This is a genomic window from Pirellulales bacterium, assembly GCA_036490175.1.
In the GTDB taxonomy this organism is placed as follows: Bacteria; Planctomycetota; Planctomycetia; order Pirellulales; family JACPPG01; genus JACPPG01.
In genome coordinates, this window is record DASXEJ010000392.1 from 14,796 (window position 1) to 38,877 (window position 24,082).

Genomic DNA, 24,082 nt, shown 5'->3' on the forward strand with positions numbered 1-24,082 from the left:
ATCCGCGACAGGTCACCATTGCCGGTTACCCATTCCCTCTTCCAAACAGTGCCACAATCCCTACAATCGAGGGCTCGCGTCTGCACCCCTAGCTCAATTGGATAGAGCATCGGTCTACGGAACCGAAGGTTAGAGGTTCGAGCCCTCTGGGGTGTACTGGCCCGAAAGTCTGAGAATCCTTGGCTTTCGGGCCTTCTTATGCGCTCGTGGTTCGCAGGAGCGTGGGACGTTACTAGATCGTCCGAAGCAGGCAGTGTTGCGGTCCGGTTCAGGACAAAGTGCGAAGGTCCCGGCGGTGCTCAATGCCCCGGCTCAACGTCCTGTAAACATAGGCTTGCGCCTTTCATGATCGCGTTGACGCCTTCCAGGTAGTCCGCGCTGCGGTAAACCTCATGCGGCGATTGGGCAACGCCCTCGAAGACTTCGGGAGCGATCGGATTAGCCTCGGTCAGATCGCGAGATTGCTCCTTAGTTGCCTCAACGTTCATCAGAATCGGACGAGCGCGGTTCGCGTGCTACGCGCGGAACTCTAAATGGCTTGCCGCTAAACTTTTTGTTTGACGTAACGCGGCCACATGCTGCAGCTCTTTTTCCCCCACCAATGGATATGGGCGCGGGTCCATTGGGCGGCCTCGTTGTTCCGGCCCCAGACCAGTGGCGGCACGTTGCCGACGATGAAATCTATGCAGAATTCTCGATGAGAAACGGTGTACAGCGAGGTGCCCGAACAGCCAGTCATGCTGCCCAAAACCGAGTCACGCGAAGCAACGTATCTCATTATTCATTAATGGGTTGCGGTCGCCTATTGTGAGTCCGTCCGCCAAGCAGGGGAATCGAAGGATGGGGGCTTTGTCACTTTTTTTCCAATTTTCGCATTTAGTTCTGGCATCCCCCGCTATAGGTGGATATGCTGGCGTTCGTTAACCACGGTAGATCAAGCGTTAGGCGCGATGGCAATCTACGAAGTTGTTATCTAAAACGCGGATCGCGTGGAGAATAAGTTTGTGATTCTGAGATTTTTGAGAAATCCAACAGAAGAGTTTTGTTGTATTTCATGTACGTCGATAGTTCGGGATTTTTTGTTGGACCGGTTTAGACTCTTTGTCTAGCATGCAGCAAGATGTGTCGCCGGCCGAAACATCGCGCCGTCGGGTCGGTTATCAGGCAAGGGTGACAGGACCACGGAAAGGACGAGCCTAATGAATAGCAACCGAGACTTGATTAGACGTTCAATGCGTCTAACAATATGTGCTCTCTTCGTCTGCTGCGTGGTGCCGCTCACGGCACAAGCCGGATCAATAAATTACGGCGATGTTACCGCAGCAACGGTGATCTTTAAGCAGGTCACCGAATCCTCGACGAATCCGGGGGTTCCACTCTTTGGCGCTCCTTCGGCATCTGGTAATTCGCTCGTCTTCAATCCGCCGAATTTCAGCGCTACGTCGATTAACGGCGGCGTGGATTTCACCGATGGAACGCTCAACACATTGATCACTTCCAAGCCCGGTCAATTTATCACCACGATTAACGTCAACGAAGTCGGCGACTACACGCTGGCCGGTCCAGCTTCGACCACCGCGTCGGCGTCCATTTCGGCTCCGATCTTCTTGCAAATCCAAGCGGTCAATGGAGTCGATCTTGTTTCCCCTTACAACTATCAACAAAGTGTTGTGTTCACTGGCGGTGGAAACTATTCGCTGCCTGCGAATGCAGGGACGGGAGTGATCTGGTCCGGGGCGGCGAGTATCAATGTAAACGCAGTTTTGGCCGCGGCGGGGATTAGTGGTCAGGCAACCCGCATTCAGTACACCATGGACAACTCCTTGTTGACGATCACAGGCGGGGCAGGCGACTTGGCGTTCATCAAGAAGAAGGATGTCGGCGGCGTAACGCTTACGGTACCCGAGCCTTCGAGTTTGGTTTTAACGGCGATGGCCTGTCTGGGCGGGATGGCAATGTTGATTCGCCGAATTAAAATTGCTTAAGTCGTCGGAAGATGTACACAGGTTTAGTTAGGGGATTCTTTCCATCGCGAGCGTCACGCGGGAGGAAGCAGGGTGACCATCTTCTCTTGGTCATGGGCCTAGCAACCTTCTGGCCAGCGTTGCATTAGATTCAACAACAAGTGGCTCTCGTCGGTCGCAGAGATTACAAAGAGGTAACGCCAATGCTCGTTTATCGTTATTCCGCTGCTCTCTTGGTCGCGTTCGGCGTCCTTGCCGCGACTTCCGCTGTTCCTGCCGTCGCCGGCTCGATTAATTATGGGAATGTGGCGGCTCAAACGGTCGTGTATCAAAATGTGACCGAGTCTTCGCTCGATCCTCTGCCGCTGTACGGAACTCCATCCGCTTCGGGCAACTCTTTGCAGTTCACTCCGCCTAACTTCGAGGCGCAGTCTCTGGACGGCAGCGTGAATTTTGTCGATGGCACTTTGAATACCAGCATCGTGGCGAACCCCAATCAGGGGATTAACACGATTTCGGTCGCAGAAGCCGGAGACTTCACACTGGAAGGTACCGGCGCCTATGCCACGATCTCGGCCCCGATTTTTCTGCGGATTGACGATGTCAATGGGGCGCCCTTGATCAGCCCTATCACTTACAGCACCAATTTGCTCTTTACGTCCGGCGCGGGTGGCGCAGGCAGTTTTCAAACTCCCGGTGATGCGGGAGTGGGTACGATTTGGACGGGCAGCATTTCAGTCGATCTGAACGCGATCTTGGCAGCCCACAACATGGGTGGCAATGTCACTCAGGTTCAATGGACTATGGACAACTCGCTCACCGCCTATGCCCCTTCGGGCGGGATTTCGTTCATCAAGAAGAAGGACATTGGCGGCGTGGCCCTTACAGTGCAAACCGGCGGAATCCCCGAGCCTTCGTCCGTGATTTTGGCCGCCCTGGGCTTTGTCGGCTTGCTGTATGCCGCCCGCAAGCGGATGTAAACGCCCACCGATCTTCAGGGACAGGTAGCTGTCAGAGATTGGAAGTGGGCAGTCGCCATCGGGCCCTTGTGCGGGTGTGACTCTCGGTGGGATAAACTCCCAAGCACCGCAATCCCGCGCGAGGTTCGCTCATCGGGCCCAGTGTTTCGAGTTCAGCGTGCAGCCAATGCCTGCTGACCGTGGGAAATGATTCAACGCGGGCGCTCAATCGCGCCGGGCCACGGTGCAACTTTTTAGCCGCTTCGTGCATTCAATAGCGGCGGCATCGGACATGCCAACGCGTCGGAGATGACGCGAAGCAACTCCCCTTCCTCGACCGTGACCCGTGCGTCGGCGCCGATGCACGCGGCGCATGCCTCTAGAACGCTTCGTTTTGCCAACGGCGCGGCACTCGCGAGTTCGTCGAGGGCTCGATCAAGAGGGCCCAGGCCAGTCTGATCGCGTGGTAAAAGAGTCAGCGGATTATCGCCCGCTTGCAGCTTTGCCACACCAATTCCGAAGGCACGGTCCGCCTGCGCATCGTCGCGCGCGCCGGAGTAGGCAAGTGTCGAAAGCAACGATCTACAAGACGCCAATACCTGGACCAGCTTGTCGTACTTCAGCTTCGCGGGCGGCGCCTGCTCCAGCCGCGGCAGTAGCCGCTTCAGCACCAGGCGGTGGACCGCGTATTCGAACAAGCTCACCTGGTTGTCAGCCTTGATCAGAAACATCACATCGTCCCGGAACGCGGCAAGTTGGCCAGGCGAGAGCCGCTTGAGTGCAGGGAGCACCATGCTGACCAACGGCAACTTGGCTTCCGGATTGAGTCGCCGGGCCAACGGTTCGATGCGCAACGTTTCTTGATTCGCGCGTGGGTCGGCCCGCGTGGCGAGATAGTCTAGCTGCCGCGCGCAAATTTCGGACTGCCTATCGTCCAGCAGCAAGGCATAGATCGTGGCCACGGCGCCCAGCGGATCCCGCACGTTGGCCACCAAGTCGGGCGGCAACGAGGCGACAAGCGCCGCCGCGTAGTCCAAATGCTCGATTCGTGGTGCGCCCACCTGCGCCACGGCCGCTTCGGGCGCGAAGGCGAAGCTCTGCGCGCCGGCCGTCGTCTCGGAGTGGATATTCTCCCGCGCCAGGCGCTGCGTGGCCAAGGTATGCGGGTCAACCAGATCCCCCGCCGAATAGCTGACGTTCTCTACGCGTGGGTATTTGCCATCGAACGACGGATCGATCCGTTGGATCCGTTCGGCCAAAGGAGGATGCGTGGCCAGCAAATCGAGAAACGGTTGTGCCAGGCCATTGCCGAAGAACATATGGCTCGCTTCTTCCGCCCGTGGGCTCTGCAATCGCGAGCCGTAGACCAGGCCGCCAATTTTTTTGAGCGCGCCCGATATGCCGTCGGGCAAGCGAGTGAACTGCACGGCCGACGCGTCTGCCAGAAATTCACGCTGCCGCGATACTGCGCTTTTGATCAAATGCCCGAAAAAGACCCCGATGTATCCAATGGCATACAGCAGTAGCCCCAAGAGGGGCAGCGGGTTCCCTCCCTTTTTGTTTTCGGATGACTCGGAAAGGTTCAGCGAGGCTGATCCGCTGCGCATGAGAAAATAGCCGATCATGGCAATTAGCAGGATGCCGTTCAGAATGCCGATCAAGCGGATGTTGATCCGCATATCGCCGTTGAGGATATGGCTGAACTCGTGGGCGATTACGCCTTGCAGCTCCTCGCGGTTGAGTGTGTCGATGGTTCCGCGCGTGACACCGAGAATGGCGTTTTGCGGAGTAGTGCCGGCGGCGAAGGCGTTGATGGCCGACTCGTTGTCCAGCAAGAACACTGGTGGCACCGGCGTGCCCGAGGCGATGGCCATCTCTTCTACGACATTCAAGAGCACGCGCTCGCGCAGGTCGCGGGTGTTGGCCAGCACGGGCCGGCCACCAAGGTTGCGAGCCACGATTTCTCCGCCTTGGGACAGTTCGGCAATCTTGTACAAACTGCCCACGCCGATCAGTACCAGCGTGCCCACGCTTACGGCGGCGAATACGTCCGGAAACCAGAGAGTGGTCGGTGCGCCAGGATCAGCCCCGCCCTGACTGTAAAACAACACCCCGGCAATGGCCACGTACACGGCCGTGATGATCAGAACCACGGCCAGCGAGAAGTAAACGAGCAGCAAGCCGGTCTTGCGGCGGGCACGTTCTTGATGCTCGAAGAAATCCATCGCGCGTTACCGATGACAAGGCGAGTGCGAAGCAAGGCAGCGGGCTGGCATCGCCGCTGCAAAAGGCGCGACGGCATCGCGCGAGACGAAGGCCAACCTGCGTTAGAACTGTACCTTGACGCTCTCCCGCTGCTCTGGCGCGGTAACTTGGAACAACTCGGCCGCGGGGAAATCGCCAAACCCGGCTACCAGATTATTGGGAAATACCTCGCGCGCCGTGTTGTAGGTCATCACCGCATCATTGTATGCCTGGCGAGCAAAGGCCACCTTGTTCTCGGTGCTGGTCAACTCCTCCTGCAGCGCCAGCATATTCTGATTGGCCTTCAGGTCGGGGTAGTTTTCCATCAGGGCCATGAACTTTGTCATCGTGCCCGTGAGTGCGGTCTCGGCCACGGCCAAGCCTTGCATGGCTTGCGGATTGCCAGGATTGGCCGCCGCCTGTTGGCCAGCTGCTTGCGCCGTGTTGCGTGCCTTGATGACGGCTTCGAGCGTTTCGCGCTCGTGCTTCATGTAGCCCTTGGCCGTTTCGACCAGATTGGGAATCAAGTCGTAACGCCGCTTCAATTGGACGTCGATCTGTGCAAACGCATTCTTGAAACGATTCTTCAAGCCCACCAGGCGATTGTAGATGCCCACCAAGTACGACAACGCCAAAACCACCACAACGCCTAGGCCGATCAAGATCGCGACGCCAGTGCCGATTTCAGCAAACAGCGGTTGCATGGCATTGACTCCAGGGATGGTCTGTCGAATTGCGACGGTGGGCCAGCAAGGTCGACGCTTTTAATTAGCGCACGTCGCCCGAGACTCGGTCCTATCGTAGCGTAGCTCAGGATATCAGATTCCGACGAGCGGGGCGTCGCAATCTGCCGGCGACGACTCGACCTCGTGCCGATCCCTGCCCTGGAATCTCGAACGCTGATGCGCCCGAGGATGGTTAGCACTGGCGGTGGTTTGTCGGCGCGAAGAAGGCCCGCCAACAGCCGCCCCGAAAGTTCGCGCGGAAACGGGCGCTGCGCAGGTCACGACCCATTAAAAAGGCCGGGCAGGGGAGTGTGGCTCCCTCGCCCGGCCAGTCGAGATCGCATAAACATTGGCCTGCGCTTAGCACGTTGCGCTGCCTTCGTTCGCAGCCGCGGCGAACATCTCGTTCCCGCTGGTGGCGATTACTTTGTTCCGCAGCATGCCGGGACCATGATGGTCTTGGGCACCATTTTGCAGACGCAGACTTGGATCTGCTTTTCCACCACGTGCGGCACGGGCACATTGCAGGTGATCGTCTTTTCCGTCGGCACGCACTCGTAGCGGGTCACTTCGCGATTCATGGTGCGCTGCTCGGGCACGAATCGGGTGAACGTCACTTCACGCGACTTCGGCTCGGTCACGAAGTCCGTCTTCTGTACGGTACGGGTGCGGGTCTCAGGCTTCATCACTGTTACGTTGCACGTGACGGGTTGATCTTCCCAAGTGGTCTTATAGGTCGTGTACGGGATTTCCTTGGTAACCGGCTTGCAAACCCAGACGCGGCACGGCGCCTTCGCGCAAGAGGCGCAGTCGGGCTTATCAGCAGCCGGCGTTTTGTCTTCCCAATGCCCTTCGTTGACGGTTACCGTACGCGTCTTGGTGACCGGCTCGCGTTTGCAAACTTTGCGCGTGGTCTCCTTCGTTTCGACGTGCGGCACGCACACCGTGTATTCCTGTGTTGCAGTCGTAACGACGGGCTTGCACACGTTGCAAGTGATCGTCTTCGTTTCGGTCTTTGGCACCATGACGGTGACGTTGCACGAGACCGTCTCGGTCTGCGGCACGCGCTGCATGACGGTGATCGTTCGCTCGTGGGGCTCGTTGGTGTATTGGGTCACATGGATCGTGCGCGTCTCGGTCTCCATCTTGGGCACCATAATGGTCTTTTCGACCATGGTCGGCGCCGCTGGTTCGTTCTTGCAGGGGGCGCTGCTCGTGCTGCCGCACGTACCGCACGGCGCCTGCGCGCTGCAGGGGGCACTGCAAACCACTCCACATCGCCCACATCCAATGCGACTGTTTGCGAATGAATGGCTGGTCAGCGCACAAACCAAGGCCAAGGCGGCCACGAATGACCAAGATCTCGTCGTTTGCATGGCGAACTCCAATTCTGATTCTGCGGCGAGTTTAACGATTGCGTAAAATGTATAAGGCTCCGTGACGCGATCTTAGTGCTGCCACCACCAAAGTCAAGTTGGGGCCGGGTTCCTGCCCCCTTTCCCCTCCGCAGATTCGTGACGGGCGTTTTGCGAACAAGGCAAAGGGAACAGTTGTTCTGCCACCGCAGAAGTGGAAGCCGGAGTACGCGGCATTCGCGATATTTTACCTACCGCCTTGGTTCCATAAACGCTCGGTGATCGATCAGCCAAACGCTCGCCGCTTGAAGCCTTCCAGGCGCGAAATCAGCGCGCAGAATGCACCGCGAACTCCGCCTCTCCAACCGAGCGACTATGGATGGAATTGGTGGCACTGCAGTCTCGTCGTCCGGAAAAAGGCTGTGGCCGCAAACTCTACCGATGTTCGCCAAAGCGACAATTGGACAGTCCCATTGTGTACGTACCAAGTCCAGGCTGGTCGTCAGTCGAGCCGATAGATTCAGCAAGACCCCTATTTATTGGCCAGCATGGTCCCGCCGTCGGCTCAGCCAGAAATAATTGAGTTCTGGCCGCATATCCATTCTTATCTCGTTAGTGAAAGCACGCATGCGCAGGCGAATGTTATTTCTCGTCACGATTCTGATTGGCTCGACCATCGCCTTGGCGTGGCCACACGCGAGTGTTGCTCAGGATGCCTCCGCGCCGACATCTCCCAGCGAAGCGTTAGCAGCGGAACAAGCAACGACTTCCAGCGCCGCGAGCGGCACCGATTCCATCATCTCGTCTGACGCCTGCTACGACGCGGATTCGTGCGTGGCGCCGTCGCGCTGTCGCACAGGGAATGGCTGCCAGAATCAATGCCAGTGTGACGCCTGTCGCGCACTCGCCGCCTGCAGTGCCGATCCTTACAACCGCCTGCTACCCCAGGGCGGAATGATTAGCGTGCGCGGATGGGTGGACGGCGGCATTTTGGGGAATACCGCGAATCCTGCCAGTCACTTCAACGGGCCCTACAACGCCACGGAAGTGGACAATGGACAGCTCAATCAGCTGTATCTGATCATGGAGCGTGCCATGGCCAGCGATGGTTCGTTCACCATCGGCGGCCGCGCGGATGTGTTGTACGGCGGCGATTACAATCTAGCCCAATCGTCGGGCCTGGAGGTAAACCGCAATGGTTCACCTAAATGGAATAACAACGAGTTTGATGGTCTGGCGCTGCCGCAGCTTTATGGCGAGGCCGGCACGAACACGTCGAGCGTCAAGGTCGGACACTTCTATACCGTGGTCGGCTACGAAGGCGTTCAATCCCCCACGAACTTCTTTTACTCACACGCCTACAGCTACATGTTCGCAGGCCCGTTCACCAACTGGGGAGCGCTGGCAAACCAGGTCCTGGCCGACAATTGGCAGTTGCAAGCCGGCGTGGTTAATGGCTGGAACAATCTCGTCGCTACGCAGAATCATGCCAACTTCCTTGGCAATCTCAAATATACCGGCAACGATTGGTGGAGCTCGTTCGCGATCATCACCGGAGACGAGTTCGACAACCCAGGTAACTTGCCGACCGTGAACAGCGCCTATGCCAATCGCACGCGCTTTAGCTTCATCGTCAGCCGTCAGCTCGGGTCGCGCATGGAGTACGTGTTTCACCAGTGGCTTGGCACGCAAGCTCAGGGAGCACCGGGCGGCGGCACCGCCAAGTGGTACGGCATCGACCAATACGTCTATTACCGCCTGGCCGACAAATGGCGCGTCGGAACGCGCGTCGAATGGTTCCGCGATCAGGATGGCACCCGTGTAGGTCTGACGGAACAATCCAACCCCAACACGGTGCCCTTGGCCGGCAGCTATGCATCGTGGACAGTGGGCGTCAACTGGACCCCGCTTACCAACGTGCTGATCCGTCCCGAACTTCGTTGGGACAGCTACGTAGGCTCTGCCAAGCCGTTTGACGATGGCCAGCGGACGTCGCAATTCTTGCTGGGACTCGACGCCATCGTGCAGTTCTAGCGAGATTTCGCTCGCCGGCGGGTTGACGCACAACGTTTCAACGCCCGAGGTCCCCGGTCGTTTGCCATCGCCCAGGATCGCGCATCCGTTTGGCCACCGGCACGCGGAGCATACCAACGAATTGCGACCGCTTACTTAGGTGCGAACATCGCATTCTGTCGTTCGCCGCGCGACAGTAAATAGGCCATCAGATCCAACACTTCGTCATCCTTGAGCGTATTGAGCAAACCCTCCGGCATCAGTGAAACCGGCGACCTGGTAATCTCCTCGATCTCGCTTCGTTTGACACGCGTCATATGATTCGGGTCGAACATGTCCGGGCTGAGCATCAGGTCGTCGCCGTTGAGGTTCACGATTCGCCCGGTGACTACGCGTCCGTCGGACGTGGCGATTGTTACCGCCTCGTACTGATCGCTAATCACCTTGCTCGGCAACACGATGGATTCTAACAAGTCGCGAGCGCTGAAGCGGCCGGCGACGCTGGAGAGGTCAGGACCCAGTCCGCCTCCTTCTTCACTGAAGCGATGGCAGGCAAAGCAGCGCGTGGCGGCGAATAGCGAGCGCCCACGATCGAAGTCGCGTTCCTTCAGTGTCGAGGGTGTGACAAGTGCGGTCAACTCATCGAGTGTCCAGTTCTTGACGAACGGCCGGTCGGCGACGGCGACCAGTGGCTTCTCCGACGGCTTGGCATCGAAGAGCTGGTCCAGCTCAGCCTTCTCTGTATCGCTCAAGCCTGCGGTCGCGTCGCGTTTGATGTTGTTGATGAAGCCGCGGAAGCTGTTGCCGCCTTTGTAATCCGCCGCTTTGACGAACCAAGAAGCGTAGGCCTTGCGCAGCTCGGGCGTCCAGCCGCTGCGCAGTCCGCGCAGCGATTTGGCATAGTCGAGTTGCTCTTCCTGGGTGAGCGCGGAATTCAGCAGCGCGACAGTTTTGGCCGCTGCGTCAGGCGCCTCCAAGTACACGAGAAGCTGCGCAAGCTCGGTATTCAGTTCGCGTCCTTTGGCCGGGAAGCAGGGGTCGAATCTTGCTACGAGCTGCGCGATGGTCTTATCGCTCGGCCGCCCGAAGCGATTCATTACAACCTGGTAAACCCGCACCAGGTCCAATTGCTGGGCATAGTCGAGTTTTTTCCAGTCGAATTGGGCGAGCGCCGTCAGTATTTGCTCGCCGAGCACCGCATCGGGTGCCGGCGTATCCTTCGCCCGATGGGCCGCATCCTGCACAGAGACCTGCGTCAGCGCCAATAAGGCTTGCAAGGTCGCCTCTGGATTCGATCGCTCGGCCAGCGCCCGCTCGCGCCAGGTTTTCGGATCCTGGAATTCGATCGCCACCCGCGCGGCCCATCGTACGAAGCGGTCGGGATGCCCTAAGTAGGGCCATGCCGCTTCCACCGCTTTGGGATCGGCGTGGCCGTGAAATGCCTCGAGCTCGTGCCGCAAGGCGCGGGCATCAGCAGCGGCCGAGGCCTCGGCGTGCGCTGCAACTGCGGTGGGCTCGTCGCCCCGATAGGTGACGCGATACAAGCCCGAATGAGTTTTGCGACCCCCCACGAGAAAGTACATCGCGCCATCGTGCGGATTGACGACGACGTCTGTCAGCGCCAGGGGCGTGCCAGCGACGAACTCTTCTAATTCGCCACCGTACGATGCCCCCTGAGGTTTCAGGTGCAGTGCATACAACTTGCCGTAGCTCCAGTCGCACAGGTACAGGGCCTGCTCGTACTTGGCCGGAAACTTGGCCCCATAGCCAAACGTTACTCCGGTGGGCGAACCTGGGCCCACGTTGACGACCGGCGGCAGACTATCGATGTAATACGGAGGCCATTTGCCCGATCCGTTGCGGTAGCCGAAGTCGCTGCCGCTGGTGGCGTGCAGCACGCGCGTGGGTCGATACCAGGGGGTACTGACGTCCCACTCCATGTCCGAGTCGTAAGTAAACAAGTCGCCATTGCGATTGAACGCCATGTCGAAGGGATTGCGATAGCCCATCGACACCAATTCCCATTGCTTTCCATCGGGATCGATGCGGCAGATGTAACCCCCAGGAGCCTTTTCGCCTGTCATGAAGCCCGAGCCGTCGACCATGTACGGCAGCAACGCATCCTCTCCCCAGACGCGAGGCACGAGCGAGTTGTTCAGCGGAGGCAGTCGGGTATTGTTGCCGGCCACGATATACAGCGACTTGCCGTCCGGCGCCAGAACCACGGCGTGCGGACCATGCTCACCGCCACCCTCGATCTTTTGCAGGAACTCGACCTTATCGAGTTGATCATCGCCATTGGTATCGCGCACGCGATACAACCCGGTCTCGAACAATTTGCCTCGATTCACCATAACGTACAGACTGTCGAACGCCCATAACAGACCATGCGCCTCGCCGAGCGGTACGTCGATCAATTCAATCTTCGGTGCCAAATCCTTGGAGTTGGCCGGAGGTGGAGTCACTCGATACAGGCTGCCGTACTGATCCGACACGATCAGCCGGCCCTTGGGGTCGACTGTCATATTGACCCAGGAACCTTCCTTGTCCTGTGGTACCGAATAGAGCAAATCGACTTGAAATCCCTTGGGGGCATGGATCCGGCCGGCAGGATCGGCATGCTTGGGGTCCGATTTCGGGCTGCCGACGTCCTTCTTAACGTCGTCGGCAGCGAACACGAAGCTGGGAATCAGAACGAGCGCGACGACGAAGATTCTCGCGAGCGTCATAAGGTTCTTTCGAGCGGTGGGGTGTGGGCGGGCTTGCGACACAGCTGCGGTCAATACCGTCCGACGATAACATGTCGCAAATCGCGTTGCCAGCGGGCCTACGCTCCCGGTGAGATCGGCCCCGCGACATCGCCAAGTTGACGACCGCGAGCTGTCCATGTGTGGCTCTATGGTGCTCCGGCAGCTCGGGCACGCACAGCCACATCGGGGAAGTCGGAAAACAACCCATCCACGTCATAGGTCCAAAAAAAACGCTGGGTCGGTGCCTCGTCCTTGCCGAGCGTGTAGGGGTAAACCTTCAGCCGACGCTCGTGCGCCCGTCGGACTAATGAGTTGTTTGCGATCGATTGGCCATTGTTCTCAATCAGTTTGGCGGACGGCCCAATTCCATCGGCGAACGTCGCCAGTTCGTCCAGGCTGCGATCATCGAGCGATTGCCCGTGTAGATACACCAACCGTAAATCAGTTTTCAAATCGTTGCGCATCTGCCGCAAGCTGTCGAGCTCGAAGCATTGAACAATCACCGGATCGGTGCGCCGCGTGTAACCCAAGGCCGCGTATTGCTCCAGCAACTTCGCTTCGATCGGTTGGCCCTGCTCGCGATGCCAGGCGGGCGACTTGGGCTCGGGAATCGTCCCCACCGCGCGGCCGGCACGCTCATTCAGCCTGGCGATCATGGCGAGCATTTCGGCAAGCGTGGGAATTTGATATCCGGGCTCGGCCGCGTCATTGCGGCCTTTGACGGCCAGCGTCTTTAACTCGGCCACGGTGAAATCGATGAAGTAGTACCGCCCGTCAGCACGCCGGCGATCGGGAAACCTCTCGGCGACGTCCGTGGTTGGCCCCATGTGGATGTCATGGTTGCAGACCAGAACGCCGTCACGACTGAGCACAACATCCGGCTCGATCAGATCGGCGCCCTGGGCATAGGCCAGGGCGTAGGCCTCGAGCGTATGCTCGGGAAGATAGCCGCTAGCGCCCCGGTGCGCAATGACCAGTTTCTGGTTGGTTCCGGCCTTCGTCTCGGCGGATCGCGCAATCGACGACGGCAAAAGCACCGCTGCCAGAACACAAAGGCGGAGGGCCGCGATTGTCAGCTTCATAGGGTAGCCGAGGGCCATGTGCGGCAAGGCGCGCCGTCGAGGAGGGTGTGTGTGACGCCTCCTAAACTAACGCTTGGCGGGGCCGCTTTCCAGGGTCGACCGCGAGCTGCTTAGGGCAAGCCGCGCGGGTCTCTTGAGCGATGAACCAAGAGTGCCTGGTCCGCACAGATCTTACAAGTGCGCTTGGTGGGTCGACATCCGGGGGGGATCTTGATACATTTTGCGGTGGGACGTCGCCCTTCGGGGCGCTCCTGAGTCGCCAGGTTCCTGCCCCACCTGGCGGCTCTTTTTTTTGCGCGCAGATAATTAGAAAGCTCGGCCAACGTTGAATGCGACGTGTCCAACGAGCGCTATAACTTGAGACCGAATGGGGATACCACGGAGACGTTACGCGAGATCAGCGAACCGAGTCGTCTTGCCCGCTATACGTTTGCGGGCTACGATCGAGAACCAAATTTGCCGCTTTGGTCGCGGATCGATAGAGGGGGTTGGAAACACCCAAGATGACTACCGCTGCTTAAGCAGGGGAGGTAGCACCCCTCCCATGCATACACCTCAAACTGCACCGAAAGACTTCAGGGCCGGAGCCTATCCGCATGACAAATCACGAGCATCATTCTCATGAGGAAAAGCATGAGCACGGCCATGGTCATCCGCAGGGACACCAGCACGGGGCTCACAAACGACGCGGAGTTCACAAGGACTGGCGTCTGTGGATCGTGGTGTTGATGCTGATCGCTATGGGCATCTATGTGTTGTCGGACAACGAGGCACTTCAACCTGGCGGCAAGGGTGAAGCAATGCCTGCGGCCCCTGCGCCTGCAGCCCCGTAGGATTCACCACATCTCGAGCGACGGCGCATGAGATAATCCGCCGCGGGCCGATGTCGTCCTTCTGCCGCTGAACCGCAGCGCCGTCACCAATGGACGTGGACGTTCGGCAGACTTTTTTGCAGTTCTGCCACACCGGCGTCGGTGACCTTGGTCCCTTCGACGTACAGCGACTCGAGCCCGGTGATCGTACAAAGCTGCGTGATCCCCGCATCCGTGATCGGCGCATTCTCGATAATCAGGAACTTTAGCGCCGGCAGTTCCACCAGATGCGCTAAGCCCGCATCGTCGATGTGGGATGCCCCGATGCGGAGTAGTTCCAATTGCTTGAGCGCCGCAAGATGCGTCAGGCCAGCTCCCGTGATCTCTGCGGTTGCAAGATTGAGCACGCGCAGTCGAGGCATGCTGGCCAGCAGTGCCAGTCCCGCGTCAGTTATCGACGTACGGCCGAGTACCAGGGTATCGAGCTCGTCAAGCGCCGCCAGGCTGGCAATTCCGGCGTCGCTGACCGCGGCCCTTGGCAGCTTGATCACGCGGATCTGTTTCAGAGTGCGCAGTCGCGCCAGATCTTCATCGCGCAGCTCTACGTCGGGCAAATCGATCTCATCGGCGACCCCGTCAGCGACGAGATGGATTTGATGCGCGAATTCCGGATCGATCGTATGATCGGCCGCAGGCGCGGCGATCACAGGACATTCATCCGGGCCGCTGCAATCTTGTCCGCAGCCAGCCGCGGAAGCGCATACGACCAAGCACGGCAAGAATATCGCACGTGTACGCGTGAAGCCGCGAAAGCGCATCATGGCTTGTCGACTGAGAGTGATCATAGTCCCTGTCCAAAATCTCCTGGCACGTCACGCCATAACGAATGGATGTGATTGGCTACGTTGCCCGCGGCATCGGGCTGCGTGTTGACGAACTCGATCACGAACGTTGGGCCTTGCAAGACGTAATAGTGACCGATGCCTGGCTTATCGGCGCCGGCCCAGGCAAATTGAATCTTTTCCGGGCCCGCTTGCTGGATCGCGTCGAGGCGCGCCTTCGACACCGCGGCTGGCATATTGTCAGTATACGCCTTGAGAATTCCCCGCATGAGCTCGACCTGGTCGGCGTTCATTTCGGCGGCCGATAGACCTCCCAACGATTCGCTGGGCGCCTTCGGCAGCGCTGCACCACGAAGATCGTTGGGCGCCTTGTCGGCGATAATCGCCTTTTTGCGCTGCTCGGGCGTGAGCGAAGCCAGCAGCCTGAAGCCGGTGTCTTCCTCGGGCTTGAGAATCCGCAGTCCCTTCTTGTTCGAACCGAAGTCACTTTTCACTTCGGCCGGATTGGCGCCCAAGAACGTTGGTGTTGTGGCGGCTATCCGTCCGTGGTCGACGACAAAGTTCAACGACAAGTGATGTCCCTCGACGCTCCAACCCCAGCGGCCGTCGCTATCCGGCGTGCCGAATACGGTGAAGTAATATCGCTCGGGATCACGGATCGGTGAGTCTGTACGCGATTTCTCAAGTTCGTGCAGAATTTCTTCCAGGCCCATGATTGTCGTGGCCTTATCGTAGCCGAGATGACTTAGCCCGCTTTCCATTAGTTTGTGCGCGGCACACCGCTGGGCGTCATCCATATGCTTGATTTGCAGCCCCTTGCGTTGCGGCTTGGGGATGAAATGCCAATCGAGTCGAGCTGGGTCGTCGAAGGGTAGGGTTGCCGTGGCGCGCTGGTCGGGAGTGAGGGACGCCAGAAAGCCTTGCGCGCCAGTGACCATGTTCGGCCCCGGATCGGTCAGCTCGAAAGCCAACCAGCCACCGCCGACGACGAGCAAGAGTAGTGCGGACACGATGATGAACTTGGATCGCATGCTTGAATATTCCTCACAGTTGCCGGTTACGGTTCGGTATGTCACTGCCACGCACCGCGGTAACTCGGACGTGACTGGCGATGTATCTATTTCGCAGACAGGCTCGCGCAGACTAATTCCTTGTCATTGCGAGCAAAAATGTGCTTGTTGGCATAGGCAGGGTGCGACCAGCAGACCCCGTCGCCGCGGCGGAGTTGTTCGGTCGTGGGATCAATCAGCTTGGCGCGACTGATTTCGGTAAATCCTTGGGGAGACAGCCGGCTAATGATCAATTCACCCCGATCGTTGAACATCCAGATATTCTCGCCGTTGCGCACCATGTGGATCGTGGCCCAGCGGGCACGTGGCACCGCCGCCTCGCTTTCCCATATCCGGTCTCCCGTTTTCGCGTCCAGGCAGCGCAGCTCGCCGTAGCTGTCGACACCGTATACATAGTCGCCCGTCATGTACGGCGTGCTGATGATCGAATGTAGGGTATCGGTCTGCTTCTCATCCGGCCCTAAGCGGCGCCAGATCGGTTCCACCGCCAAGCGGTCGGGCAGAAGCTTGAGCATCAAAGAGCCGTCGTAAAACGAGCTGACAAACAAGCGATCTCCGTCCACCACCGGCGTCGTAATGTTGATGACCATGCGGGTCGGCTTGAACGGATGCTGCCAATAGACCTTGCCCGTGGCCGGATCGAGCCCGGCCACACTGTCGCCAGTCCAGCAAACCAGCACGCGCTGACCAGCTTGCTCGATGATGATGGGGGCCGAGTACGAGGCCTGGTCATCGAGCGCGCGCCAACGTTCCTCGCCACTCTGCTTGTCGAACGCTACCAGGCAGGCGTTGTCCTCGCCGCCGATTTGCACAATCACCAGGTCCTTGTCCACCAGCGGCGAGGCCGAGATGCCCCAGATAGGCATGCGGATCTTATATAGCTCGTTTAGATCCTTGACCCAAAGAATCTTGCCGTCGGCGGCGTTGAAACAGTGCAGGTGCCCCATTGTTCCCAGAGCATAAGCGCGCCCTTCGTCGATCGAGACCGAAGCCCGCGGACCGGCCACGTATTGCACGGTGTATTCGCAGTGGTACTGGTACGACCACAGCGGCTTGCCCGTGTCGGCATCGAAGGCAAGAACCCGTTCGATCTGTTGGGGCATGTCCTGTCGGTCCATGACAAAAACGCGCCCGTCGGCGACCGTGGGGCCGCAATAACCGCTCGAGATCGGTGCTCGCCAGCGCACGGGCAGTTGTTCCGCCGGAGTATTCTGTGCGACAGGGAACTTCTCCATGACGCCCGACTCACGCCATACGCCGTCGCGCGTCGGACCTCGCCATTGCGGCCATTCATCGCCGCTGGCTGGTTGGACCGCTGCAATGCAAAGGATCGACAGCAGCAACAGCGCGGTTGAGCGTGTCATGCAGGACTCCGCGGGTAGGGCGTTTTTGGGAGGGACTCTCGATGGGCAGGGCCAGCTTTGCGGCGAGGGGAGACCAGCGACCGCGTGCGCTGCTTGCGCAACTCGTCAGGTCGGGCGGACTATTCTCCTCCCGCCGACGCAGCCACGGGCTTTTTCGCGCCTGCGGGTGCATGCGCCGCGAGGAAATCACGCAGCTCGCTGCGGAACAGCGGATTGCCGAAGGCCGTCATGTGATCGGCCCCGTCGATGACGACAACTTTCAGGTTGGCCATATATTTCTCTAGCTCATCGACGCCCGCCTTTAGCGGATCGATCTCGCCGATCAGCGACAACGTGGGCACTTTGTTCTTTTCCAACTGCTCTTTAGTAACAGCCAGGCCGGTCATGCCACGAATCACCGCGGCCAGCGCCTTTTGATCGTTGGTCAGCATCAACATCTGGTTGACGCCCGCGATTTGCTCCTCGGTTGGCTTAGGACGATTCGCGGGCGTCAGTTCAAGGATCAACGGCCCGATCCCCTTGCCGGCGTCGAGACTGTCGGCCAGCGTCTTCAGGAACGAGAGGCGTTCGTCATCTGCTTGTGCCCAGCCGGCACCGCCGAGGGTGGCGGTGATCAATCTTTCGGGATGCGTCGCCACCAGCTTGCTGGTGATGAATCCGCCCATGGAATAGCCCACGACATGGGCCTTGTCAATTTTCATTTCGTCGAGCAAACGGACGGCGTCATTCACCATTTCGACGCCGTATTTCTCCGGCTCGTGCGGCTTGCCGCTGCGGCCGTGCCCGCGATTGTCGATCGCGATCACCTGGTAGTCCTTGGCCAGGTCCTTGATGATGCCGGGTACACCCCATTGCACGCCGAGATTGGCCGCAAACCCATGAATCAACAACACCGGTTCGCCTTCCCCCTCGACGACATAGTGAATCTTCACCCCGTCGGAAAGGAAGAACCGATCGTCAGCACCCAGTCTCGAAGTACAGGCCAACAACAGGGCAACAACCAGGAGCGTAAGCCGGCGAGGCATGGCAGCTTCCTTTGTCAAAAACAGAAACGTGAAATGCGATACGTCCACTCGCTGTCGCGTACTTGCTGGCGGCGGACAAGCGCGTGAAGCAATGCGTGATGGCGAGGGAGCGTACGCCGCCGCAGTGTTGGACCCGCTTCGGATAGAACGCGTCTATTGTGGGCGACCGGTTGCAGCCGGTCAATCGGTGAGACGCCGCGCGTGCGTACCCCGCTGCTGGGCTAACAGCCCTGCCGGTCCGCCAGAACGGCCCCCGGCCGAGGCATCGGTTGGCTCGGCCGGGGGCGATCACTACGAGGCGATCATGCTGGCCCGGCGACGCGTGCCGCGCGAGAAAATCCACATGCCAATCAGCACAGGAACGGCGAACTTCGACAATTGAAAAATCGTTTCCGCCAGGGCCGTGCTAAATCCCAGGCCCAGGTTGAGGCTACTCCGACCCGGGACCGCTGACAGCTGCATGTCGAGCTGCGCTGCGCCGGCCAACAGGCCCAGGATGGCGCCAGTGACGATGGGCCAGCGTTGCGATACATTTCCTCGTGCGGCAATCCAAGCGAAGAACGCCGCGGTAAGCCCCGCTGGCGCAAGCAACGTACTGATGCAGAACAGTCGCATGCCCCCCACGGCCGTCGGCGAGAGGCGATCGCTCGAGATCCCCGGATCGATCCATTTGCAAAGCTGCCCCATCGCGATCACGGCCAGCACACTGGCGAACGTCGCCGCGGCCATGACGACCAACGGGAGCACGACAAACATCAGAATCGGGTGCCGGCCGCAGAAACTACGCTGCCGAAATTCGTTGTCCGCCCGTCGTGCCACTTCGTGCGGCGCGCCCAAACGATCGAAAACGCTACGGGACTGGAGAGCATCCGTGCTCATCTGATCCTCCAATGAATCGGTGACATGGTCCGACAATTCGTCCACAAGCCGCGCGACATACGCCGGCGGCAAACGTCTGCGGGTCAGCTGCTTGTGCAGCTCGTCAAGCCAGCTTCGGTCGTACACGCTCGCCTCCTTGCAAGCATTCGGCCACCGCCGCCACGACACGCTGCCAATCGAGCACGCTGCGGGCGAGCTGTTGGCGTCCTGAACGAGTCATGTGGTAAACCACCCGATCGCGGCCAGCTACGGCTTGCCGCTGGGCAGCCAGCAACTGTTGCGCTTCGAGTCGGTGCAAAATGGGATACACACAGCCTTCGCCGAACTCCAGGCGATCGCCCGTGGCGCGGCGAATGGCCTGCACCAGCTCGTAGCCATACATGGGGCGCTCGTCGAGCAGTTGCAGGATCAGCATCTCCGGCACGCCGTTCAGAAATGCCGGATTCGTCTTCTTCGTATTCATGCTGGGGGCTTGTACCTCAAAGTTTGAGGTATGCCAAGATCAGATTCTCATGACGTTGCATGAGACATGAAATGCGTCGCGAAACGCAGGACAAAAGCGGCGGGAAGGACCCGGCAGGCGTGATTGCACGTCAGCTTCGTACTGATCACTCCAGCTTGAGCACATCTTCCGGAACGTCGACGTTTATTCCCGTAGTTGGGATATCGACTTTCAGCGTCCACAGCACGCCCTGGGTGACTAGGCGCCGGTAAAACTGCTGTCGCCAGTTGTCATGAAAGTGCAGGCCGGTAAATCCGAACGAGCGTCCGCCGTCGGGACGTTGCCAGGCGACCGATACGGTTTCGTCTTGCCCGTCGATCGCAGCCGTTAACAGCGCCTGCGGCTGGGAATCGCCTTGCGGGCGCTTAAGGCGAAAGTAGAACTCGTCGTGGATATCGATCGGCTCGAGTCCCCGCGCGATCGGATGCGTCGGATCCGCGGGGCGCAGCCGTGTGTCTAGCTTCTCGTAGCGGCGGTCCGGTCCGCCGTGGCAGGCACCAAATAGTTGTGTGAACGGGGCCACGAATTGCTGCTCTCGGCAGCCGATGCCCCAATGCAATGCCGTTAGCCCACCGCCGCGGGCGGCGAGCTGTGCGATCGCTTCCTGACGGCGTGGGTCGTTGCCCATCCATTGCGCGCCTTCACAGACAAACAACACGATGGCGTCGGATCGACGGATCAAGTCCGCTGCTTCCGGGCAAGGTTCGTCGGCTTGGATCGTCCGGACGTCGATCGTGTCGAAAGGCTCAAGGCATTTGGCCAGTACGCGCAGGCCAGCCATGAACTCGTGCGTGGTCGGCGGGTGATTGTCTCGTTTTTGGCCGATCAACAAAAGATGCTTTTTATCCGCCGAGGTTGCCACGCTCGACAGTAACAGGAGCGCAGCAAAAGCCAGGACAATCCGCGTGGTCATATCTTTGTCTCCTTCGGAGCCGTCGAATGAGGCCGGTACGTTCGATCGATTGGGCGTTTGTTTTATGGGCAGTCGCGATTATACGCTGACGCCACGATTGTCGTCACGCAAGGAAAGTGGCGATTTTCCCCCGCCGTGCTTGTGCGGAGCTTTGCATTGACCGAGTATCAAAAGACGCGAGATCAGCCAACAATATCATTGGTTTGGGTAATCTGCCGTACGGGAGACAGGCGATGGAACAGGACTCGGCCGAAAGTAATTCGTTCGAGGTTCGTCGCGGTATTACGATCGTGCCGGTTCGCAGCGCGACCATTCCTCCGGCCACACATACCAATTGCATTCTTGTCGGAGACTGGGATCTGTATGTAATCGATCCTGGCGCGAGCGACGCTGCCGAACTGTGCCTGGTGACCGATCGCGTAAATCAGTTGATCGATCGCGGCGGCCGGGTCGTTGCCGTATTGCTGACGCATTCTCATCCTGACCATACCGCCGGTGCCGAGTATCTCCGCCGTTTGTACGACGTGCCGATCATGGGCCACCAGGCCGCCGCTGCTCAGGTCTCGTTTGCGGTCGATCGTTTTTTGAATGACGGCGATGTCTTAACCTCTGAACATGACCCTCAGTGTCGATTACAGTGCCTCCATACGCCAGGTCACGACCCAGGCCATTTGTGCTTTTTAGAGTCGCAAACGGGCGTCCTGTTGGCCGGCGACATGGTCGCGAATCCGGGCACGATTGTCGTTTCTCGCCAATACGCCGGAGACATGTCGCACTTTTTACAGAGCCTCGAACGTTTGCTTGCCGTCGAATGCCAGATGATCGTTCCCGCGCACGGGCAACCGTCGGACCAGCCGCGCGAGTTGATCCAGCGTCAGCTGGAACATCGTCTGTGGCGAGAAGCAAAAATCGAGCGTGCCTACGCGGCCGGAGCCACGACTTTCGACCAGTTGTTGGCCCAGGCGTACGATGATGCTGCATCGTCGGCGATGCCCCTGGCGCGGCATGCGCTGGATGCCCATCTCGCGAAACTCGGTATCGAACTGCCAGCCGGTCTCTAACTGCTCTGGTTGGAAATCCCAGGGGGTTGCCATTTGCGAGGATCCTTTGCCCATTCGTCCGCCAATCGTGTGGGCATCGTCGCTGGGAGATTTGCCCTGGGTCTGCGGCGACCCCAGCATCGGGCGAGGTGTCCTGGACTTCGGAGGTTGCCCTCCTTAGGTCGCTGGGGTCGAGGGGGTTCCGTTGGGGTGCATAGCGGCTGGTCGCTTGACGTGCGAAACCGCGGATGTAAGGTGGTTCGCAGTCCCCGTGTCGATTCTGAATATCTGCCGCCCTGTCTTGATGAGGAATAACCGATGAGAGTTGCGCTTCGCTGGTTCTCGTTCGCGGCCGCGGTTTTAATCGTTTCGTTCTCGACCGGCCAAGCCAACGCTCAGGAAGAGAATTGGGTTTCGTTGTTCGATGGAAAGACAATGGACGGGTGGGAGAAGGTCGGCAACGAGAAGAGCGTGTGGGAAGTCAAGGACGGTGCCATTAGTGGCTCCGGCCCCGCATCGATGCTGGTTTCGACAAAGGGCCCCTACAAGAACTTCCGCTACCGCGCCGAGATCAAAATCAATGACAAAGGAAACTCAGGCCTGTACTTCCGCACGACGCGCAAGCCGGGCTTTGCTGATGGCTACGAGGCGCAAATCGATAGCACGCACAACGACCCAATCCGTACTGGATCGCTATACGGATTTTGTCACGTTTACAAGCGGCTTGTCGAACCCGACACCTGGTTCACCTACGACTTGGTTGTCCGCGATGACGTGTGGCGCGGCCGGCCGATGACGCGCATCAAGATCACGGTCAATGACGACGAACTTTACGAATACCTCGACTTTGCCCAAACGTTCAAGGAAGGCCACTTTGCCTTCCAACAACACGATCCCGGTAGCAAGGTCTCGATCCGCAAGGTCGAAGTCATGGAACTCCCGCCCAAGGGTAAGTGAGCGCCTCAGGGGCGTCACACGGCCGATCCGTGGATCGCCGTGTTCGTAATGTCCGGTTCTGGGATGTCAGAGAGCGTCGGCGACGGCGTCGATGCTTGACGTGCGCCCCCGGGCTGCCCAGAATCGGATCGCTGAAGCGTCCCCGCCTCACGCCTTGCGGTTTCTTGGCCGGCACCTTTGCCAAAGGATCCATTCGAAATGCAACTCGATCTTGATTCGTTGCCCGCGTCGTTATCCCGTCGTGTGTGGGGCGATTTCATTCGCCGCAGCGTGATCGTGGGCTTGTTGGCGTGTCTGGCATCGGTGGCCGTCGTCCAAATGGTGCGCGCCGAAACGTGGGGTGAAAAGCTGGGTTACCCTGCCGGCAAGAAAGTGCTGATTTTGCACGCCGACGATATCGGCATGTGCTACGAAGCCAACGAAGCTGCCAAGGCCTATCTCAAGACGGGCCACATTCAGTCGGCCGCCTTGATGGTGCCGTGCCCTTGGTACAACGAGATGGCGAATTGGTACATCGAGAATCCCGACTACGACCTGGGTTTGCACCTGGCCCTGACGAGCGAGTGGAAATGGTATCGCTGGGGTCCCGTGGCCGAACGGGCGAAAGTCCCCGGTTTAATCGATAACGACGGTTACCTGTGGCGTGCCGTGCAGTCGGTGGTGTTGGCGGCCAAGCCCGAAGAGATCGAAGCGGAAATCCGAGCGCAAATCAATCGCGCTATCGCCCGCGGCACGCGCCCCAGTCATATCGATACGCACATGGGCACGCTTTTCGCGCGGCCGGACTACACCAAGGTCTATTTGAAGGTTGCCGAAGAGTTTCGTATCCCGGCCATGGCGATCGAGCCCACGCCCAAGGTGATGGCGAAGTTCAAGAAGCAGGGCTATCCGGTCAGCGAAGCCGGCAACAAGATACTGACCGACTACAAGCTGCCGAAGCTGGATGATTTCTGGGCAGCGCCCGAGGGTAAAACCTACGAAGAGAAGCGCGAGAAATTCTTCGAGTTGGTCCGTTCGTTCGATCCGGGCATCACCGAGATCATCTTCCACCCCTCGGTACAAACCGAAGGGCTCAAGGCCATCACCGGCTCTTGGCAGCAACGCGTGTGGGAGGCGCAGATGTTCTCCGACCCTGCTGTACTGGCCTTCTTCGAACGGGAAGGAATCCTGTTCACGAACTGGAAAGAGATCATGCGCCGGTTCGACAAGAAGGAGCCAGCCACCAACAAGGCCGGCGGTTAGAACACCCTGCGTCCTTGAGGTGCGCGGCCGGGTGCGGCAGCATTGATCACGAATCTCCGTAGGTCATTGCGCGCTGGGGTGCTCCCAAAGCTGCTAGGCGCGTCGTCCACCAGGGCTTGCGCATAGAGAGCCTGGCGACTAACAAGCCAGATGTACCGTCACACGATGTGACGCCATACTACTTCAGGATCGCCAGGATTTCGGTCTCGTTGAGGATCAGCAACTCTTCCATGTTGAATTGCACTTCGGTGCCGGCGTAGTCGTTGAACAACACCCGGTCCCCTTCGTTGACCTGTGGCCTGGCGCGGGTGCCGTCTTTAAGAATGATGCCGTCCCCCACGGAC

The 24,082-nt window shown here is 59.1% G+C and carries 21 protein-coding genes and 1 tRNA gene; 8 read left to right on the plus strand and 14 right to left on the minus strand.

Annotated features, from left to right (window positions below):
* Window positions 1-82: 82 nt before the first annotated feature.
* Window positions 83-156 (plus strand) — tRNA-Arg (locus tag VGG64_30020).
* Between the two features lie 143 nt (window positions 157-299).
* Here the strand turns inward: VGG64_30020 and VGG64_30025 are convergent.
* The gene (locus tag VGG64_30025; protein HEY1603877.1) at window positions 300-488 is read right to left on the minus strand and encodes a hypothetical protein; all 189 of its coding nucleotides are present in this window, start codon (window positions 486-488) and stop codon (window positions 300-302) included.
* A gap of 711 nt (window positions 489-1,199) precedes the next feature.
* On the opposite strand from VGG64_30025, the gene VGG64_30030 reads away from it, so the two are divergent.
* Together VGG64_30030 and VGG64_30035 are read left to right on the plus strand one after the other, a co-directional pair.
* Window positions 1,200-1,985: a PEP-CTERM sorting domain-containing protein gene (locus VGG64_30030; protein ID HEY1603878.1), complete on the plus strand. Its 786-nt coding sequence runs from the start codon at window positions 1,200-1,202 to the stop codon at window positions 1,983-1,985.
* 182 nt (window positions 1,986-2,167) lie between these two features.
* Window positions 2,168-2,944 (plus strand): PEP-CTERM sorting domain-containing protein, encoded by a 777-nt coding sequence (locus VGG64_30035; GenBank protein HEY1603879.1) that lies wholly within the window; start codon window positions 2,168-2,170, stop codon window positions 2,942-2,944.
* A gap of 233 nt (window positions 2,945-3,177) precedes the next feature.
* On the opposite strand, the gene VGG64_30040 is transcribed toward VGG64_30035, so the two are convergent.
* From VGG64_30040 to VGG64_30050, 3 genes are all read right to left on the minus strand, one after another.
* Entirely contained in the window at window positions 3,178-5,148 is a 1,971-nt protein-coding gene (locus VGG64_30040) for a M48 family metallopeptidase (GenBank protein HEY1603880.1), read from the minus strand.
* A gap of 102 nt (window positions 5,149-5,250) precedes the next feature.
* A complete protein-coding gene (locus VGG64_30045; protein ID HEY1603881.1) occupies window positions 5,251-5,871 on the minus strand; it encodes a LemA family protein in 621 nt (206 codons plus the stop codon).
* 443 nt (window positions 5,872-6,314) lie between these two features.
* Window positions 6,315-7,067 (minus strand): hypothetical protein, encoded by a 753-nt coding sequence (locus tag VGG64_30050; protein ID HEY1603882.1) that lies wholly within the window; start codon window positions 7,065-7,067, stop codon window positions 6,315-6,317.
* A gap of 807 nt (window positions 7,068-7,874) precedes the next feature.
* Here VGG64_30050 and VGG64_30055 point away from each other — a divergent pair.
* Window positions 7,875-9,281, plus strand: coding sequence for an outer membrane beta-barrel protein (locus VGG64_30055; GenBank protein HEY1603883.1), 1,407 nt, complete (start codon window positions 7,875-7,877; stop codon window positions 9,279-9,281).
* Between the two features lie 131 nt (window positions 9,282-9,412).
* On the opposite strand, the gene VGG64_30060 is transcribed toward VGG64_30055, so the two are convergent.
* Both VGG64_30060 and VGG64_30065 read right to left on the minus strand, forming a co-directional pair.
* A complete protein-coding gene (locus VGG64_30060; protein HEY1603884.1) occupies window positions 9,413-11,989 on the minus strand; it encodes a c-type cytochrome in 2,577 nt (858 codons plus the stop codon).
* A gap of 167 nt (window positions 11,990-12,156) precedes the next feature.
* Entirely contained in the window at window positions 12,157-13,092 is a 936-nt protein-coding gene (locus VGG64_30065; GenBank protein ID HEY1603885.1) for a glycerophosphodiester phosphodiesterase family protein, read from the minus strand.
* A gap of 596 nt (window positions 13,093-13,688) precedes the next feature.
* Here VGG64_30065 and VGG64_30070 point away from each other — a divergent pair.
* Window positions 13,689-13,925, plus strand: coding sequence for a hypothetical protein (locus VGG64_30070; protein ID HEY1603886.1), 237 nt, complete (start codon window positions 13,689-13,691; stop codon window positions 13,923-13,925).
* A gap of 83 nt (window positions 13,926-14,008) precedes the next feature.
* Here the strand turns inward: VGG64_30070 and VGG64_30075 are convergent, their stop codons facing one another.
* The 7 genes from VGG64_30075 to VGG64_30105 form a co-directional block, all read right to left on the minus strand.
* The gene (locus tag VGG64_30075; GenBank protein HEY1603887.1) at window positions 14,009-14,611 is read right to left on the minus strand and encodes a hypothetical protein; all 603 of its coding nucleotides are present in this window, start codon (window positions 14,609-14,611) and stop codon (window positions 14,009-14,011) included.
* A gap of 134 nt (window positions 14,612-14,745) precedes the next feature.
* Window positions 14,746-15,777, minus strand: a complete 1,032-nt coding sequence (locus tag VGG64_30080; protein ID HEY1603888.1) for a DUF3500 domain-containing protein — start codon at window positions 15,775-15,777, stop codon at window positions 14,746-14,748.
* 86 nt (window positions 15,778-15,863) lie between these two features.
* The gene (locus VGG64_30085; GenBank protein ID HEY1603889.1) at window positions 15,864-17,180 is read right to left on the minus strand and encodes a PQQ-binding-like beta-propeller repeat protein; all 1,317 of its coding nucleotides are present in this window, start codon (window positions 17,178-17,180) and stop codon (window positions 15,864-15,866) included.
* A gap of 119 nt (window positions 17,181-17,299) precedes the next feature.
* A complete protein-coding gene (locus VGG64_30090) occupies window positions 17,300-18,205 on the minus strand; it encodes an alpha/beta hydrolase (GenBank protein ID HEY1603890.1) in 906 nt (301 codons plus the stop codon).
* Window positions 18,206-18,496: 291 nt separating this feature from the next.
* Entirely contained in the window at window positions 18,497-19,210 is a 714-nt protein-coding gene (locus VGG64_30095; GenBank protein HEY1603891.1) for a hypothetical protein, read from the minus strand.
* Complete coding sequence (locus tag VGG64_30100; protein ID HEY1603892.1) at window positions 19,188-19,547, minus strand: helix-turn-helix transcriptional regulator; 360 nt, start codon at window positions 19,545-19,547, stop codon at window positions 19,188-19,190. The genes VGG64_30095 and VGG64_30100 overlap by 23 nt, the downstream gene beginning before the upstream one ends.
* Window positions 19,548-19,692: 145 nt before the next feature.
* On the minus strand, window positions 19,693-20,499 hold the full coding sequence (locus tag VGG64_30105) for a ThuA domain-containing protein (protein HEY1603893.1): 807 nt from the start codon (window positions 20,497-20,499) through the stop codon (window positions 19,693-19,695).
* Window positions 20,500-20,732: 233 nt separating this feature from the next.
* Here VGG64_30105 and VGG64_30110 point away from each other — a divergent pair, with 233 nt between their 5' ends.
* The 3 genes from VGG64_30110 to VGG64_30120 all read left to right on the plus strand — a co-directional run bounded on the left by VGG64_30110 (window position 20,733) and on the right by VGG64_30120 (window position 23,738).
* Complete coding sequence (locus VGG64_30110) at window positions 20,733-21,560, plus strand: MBL fold metallo-hydrolase (GenBank protein HEY1603894.1); 828 nt, start codon at window positions 20,733-20,735, stop codon at window positions 21,558-21,560.
* A 297-nt stretch (window positions 21,561-21,857) separates the two neighbouring features.
* On the plus strand, window positions 21,858-22,496 hold the full coding sequence (locus tag VGG64_30115; protein HEY1603895.1) for a DUF1080 domain-containing protein: 639 nt from the start codon (window positions 21,858-21,860) through the stop codon (window positions 22,494-22,496).
* 198 nt (window positions 22,497-22,694) lie between these two features.
* A complete protein-coding gene (locus VGG64_30120) occupies window positions 22,695-23,738 on the plus strand; it encodes a polysaccharide deacetylase family protein (protein HEY1603896.1) in 1,044 nt (347 codons plus the stop codon).
* A 178-nt stretch (window positions 23,739-23,916) separates the two neighbouring features.
* On the opposite strand, the gene VGG64_30125 is transcribed toward VGG64_30120, so the two are convergent.
* Complete coding sequence (locus VGG64_30125) at window positions 23,917-24,078, minus strand: hypothetical protein (protein ID HEY1603897.1); 162 nt, start codon at window positions 24,076-24,078, stop codon at window positions 23,917-23,919.
* Between the last annotated feature and the right edge of the window lie 4 nt (window positions 24,079-24,082).

Coding starts and splice junctions, on each gene's coding strand:
- VGG64_30025 (HEY1603877.1), bottom strand. CDS start 488: ATGAACGTTGAGGCAACTAAGGAGCAATCTCGCGATCTGACCGAGGCT.
- VGG64_30030 (HEY1603878.1), top strand. CDS start 1,200: ATGAATAGCAACCGAGACTTGATTAGACGTTCAATGCGTCTAACAATA.
- VGG64_30035 (HEY1603879.1), top strand. CDS start 2,168: ATGCTCGTTTATCGTTATTCCGCTGCTCTCTTGGTCGCGTTCGGCGTC.
- VGG64_30040 (HEY1603880.1), bottom strand. CDS start 5,148: ATGGATTTCTTCGAGCATCAAGAACGTGCCCGCCGCAAGACCGGCTTG.
- VGG64_30045 (HEY1603881.1), bottom strand. CDS start 5,871: ATGCAACCGCTGTTTGCTGAAATCGGCACTGGCGTCGCGATCTTGATC.
- VGG64_30050 (HEY1603882.1), bottom strand. CDS start 7,067: ATGGTCGAAAAGACCATTATGGTGCCCAAGATGGAGACCGAGACGCGC.
- VGG64_30055 (HEY1603883.1), top strand. CDS start 7,875: ATGCGCAGGCGAATGTTATTTCTCGTCACGATTCTGATTGGCTCGACC.
- VGG64_30060 (HEY1603884.1), bottom strand. CDS start 11,989: ATGACGCTCGCGAGAATCTTCGTCGTCGCGCTCGTTCTGATTCCCAGC.
- VGG64_30065 (HEY1603885.1), bottom strand. CDS start 13,092: ATGAAGCTGACAATCGCGGCCCTCCGCCTTTGTGTTCTGGCAGCGGTG.
- VGG64_30070 (HEY1603886.1), top strand. CDS start 13,689: ATGACAAATCACGAGCATCATTCTCATGAGGAAAAGCATGAGCACGGC.
- VGG64_30080 (HEY1603888.1), bottom strand. CDS start 15,777: ATGCGATCCAAGTTCATCATCGTGTCCGCACTACTCTTGCTCGTCGTC.
- VGG64_30085 (HEY1603889.1), bottom strand. CDS start 17,180: ATGACACGCTCAACCGCGCTGTTGCTGCTGTCGATCCTTTGCATTGCA.
- VGG64_30090 (HEY1603890.1), bottom strand. CDS start 18,205: ATGCCTCGCCGGCTTACGCTCCTGGTTGTTGCCCTGTTGTTGGCCTGT.
- VGG64_30100 (HEY1603892.1), bottom strand. CDS start 19,547: ATGAATACGAAGAAGACGAATCCGGCATTTCTGAACGGCGTGCCGGAG.
- VGG64_30105 (HEY1603893.1), bottom strand. CDS start 20,499: ATGACCACGCGGATTGTCCTGGCTTTTGCTGCGCTCCTGTTACTGTCG.
- VGG64_30110 (HEY1603894.1), top strand. CDS start 20,733: ATGGAACAGGACTCGGCCGAAAGTAATTCGTTCGAGGTTCGTCGCGGT.
- VGG64_30115 (HEY1603895.1), top strand. CDS start 21,858: ATGAGAGTTGCGCTTCGCTGGTTCTCGTTCGCGGCCGCGGTTTTAATC.
- VGG64_30120 (HEY1603896.1), top strand. CDS start 22,695: ATGCAACTCGATCTTGATTCGTTGCCCGCGTCGTTATCCCGTCGTGTG.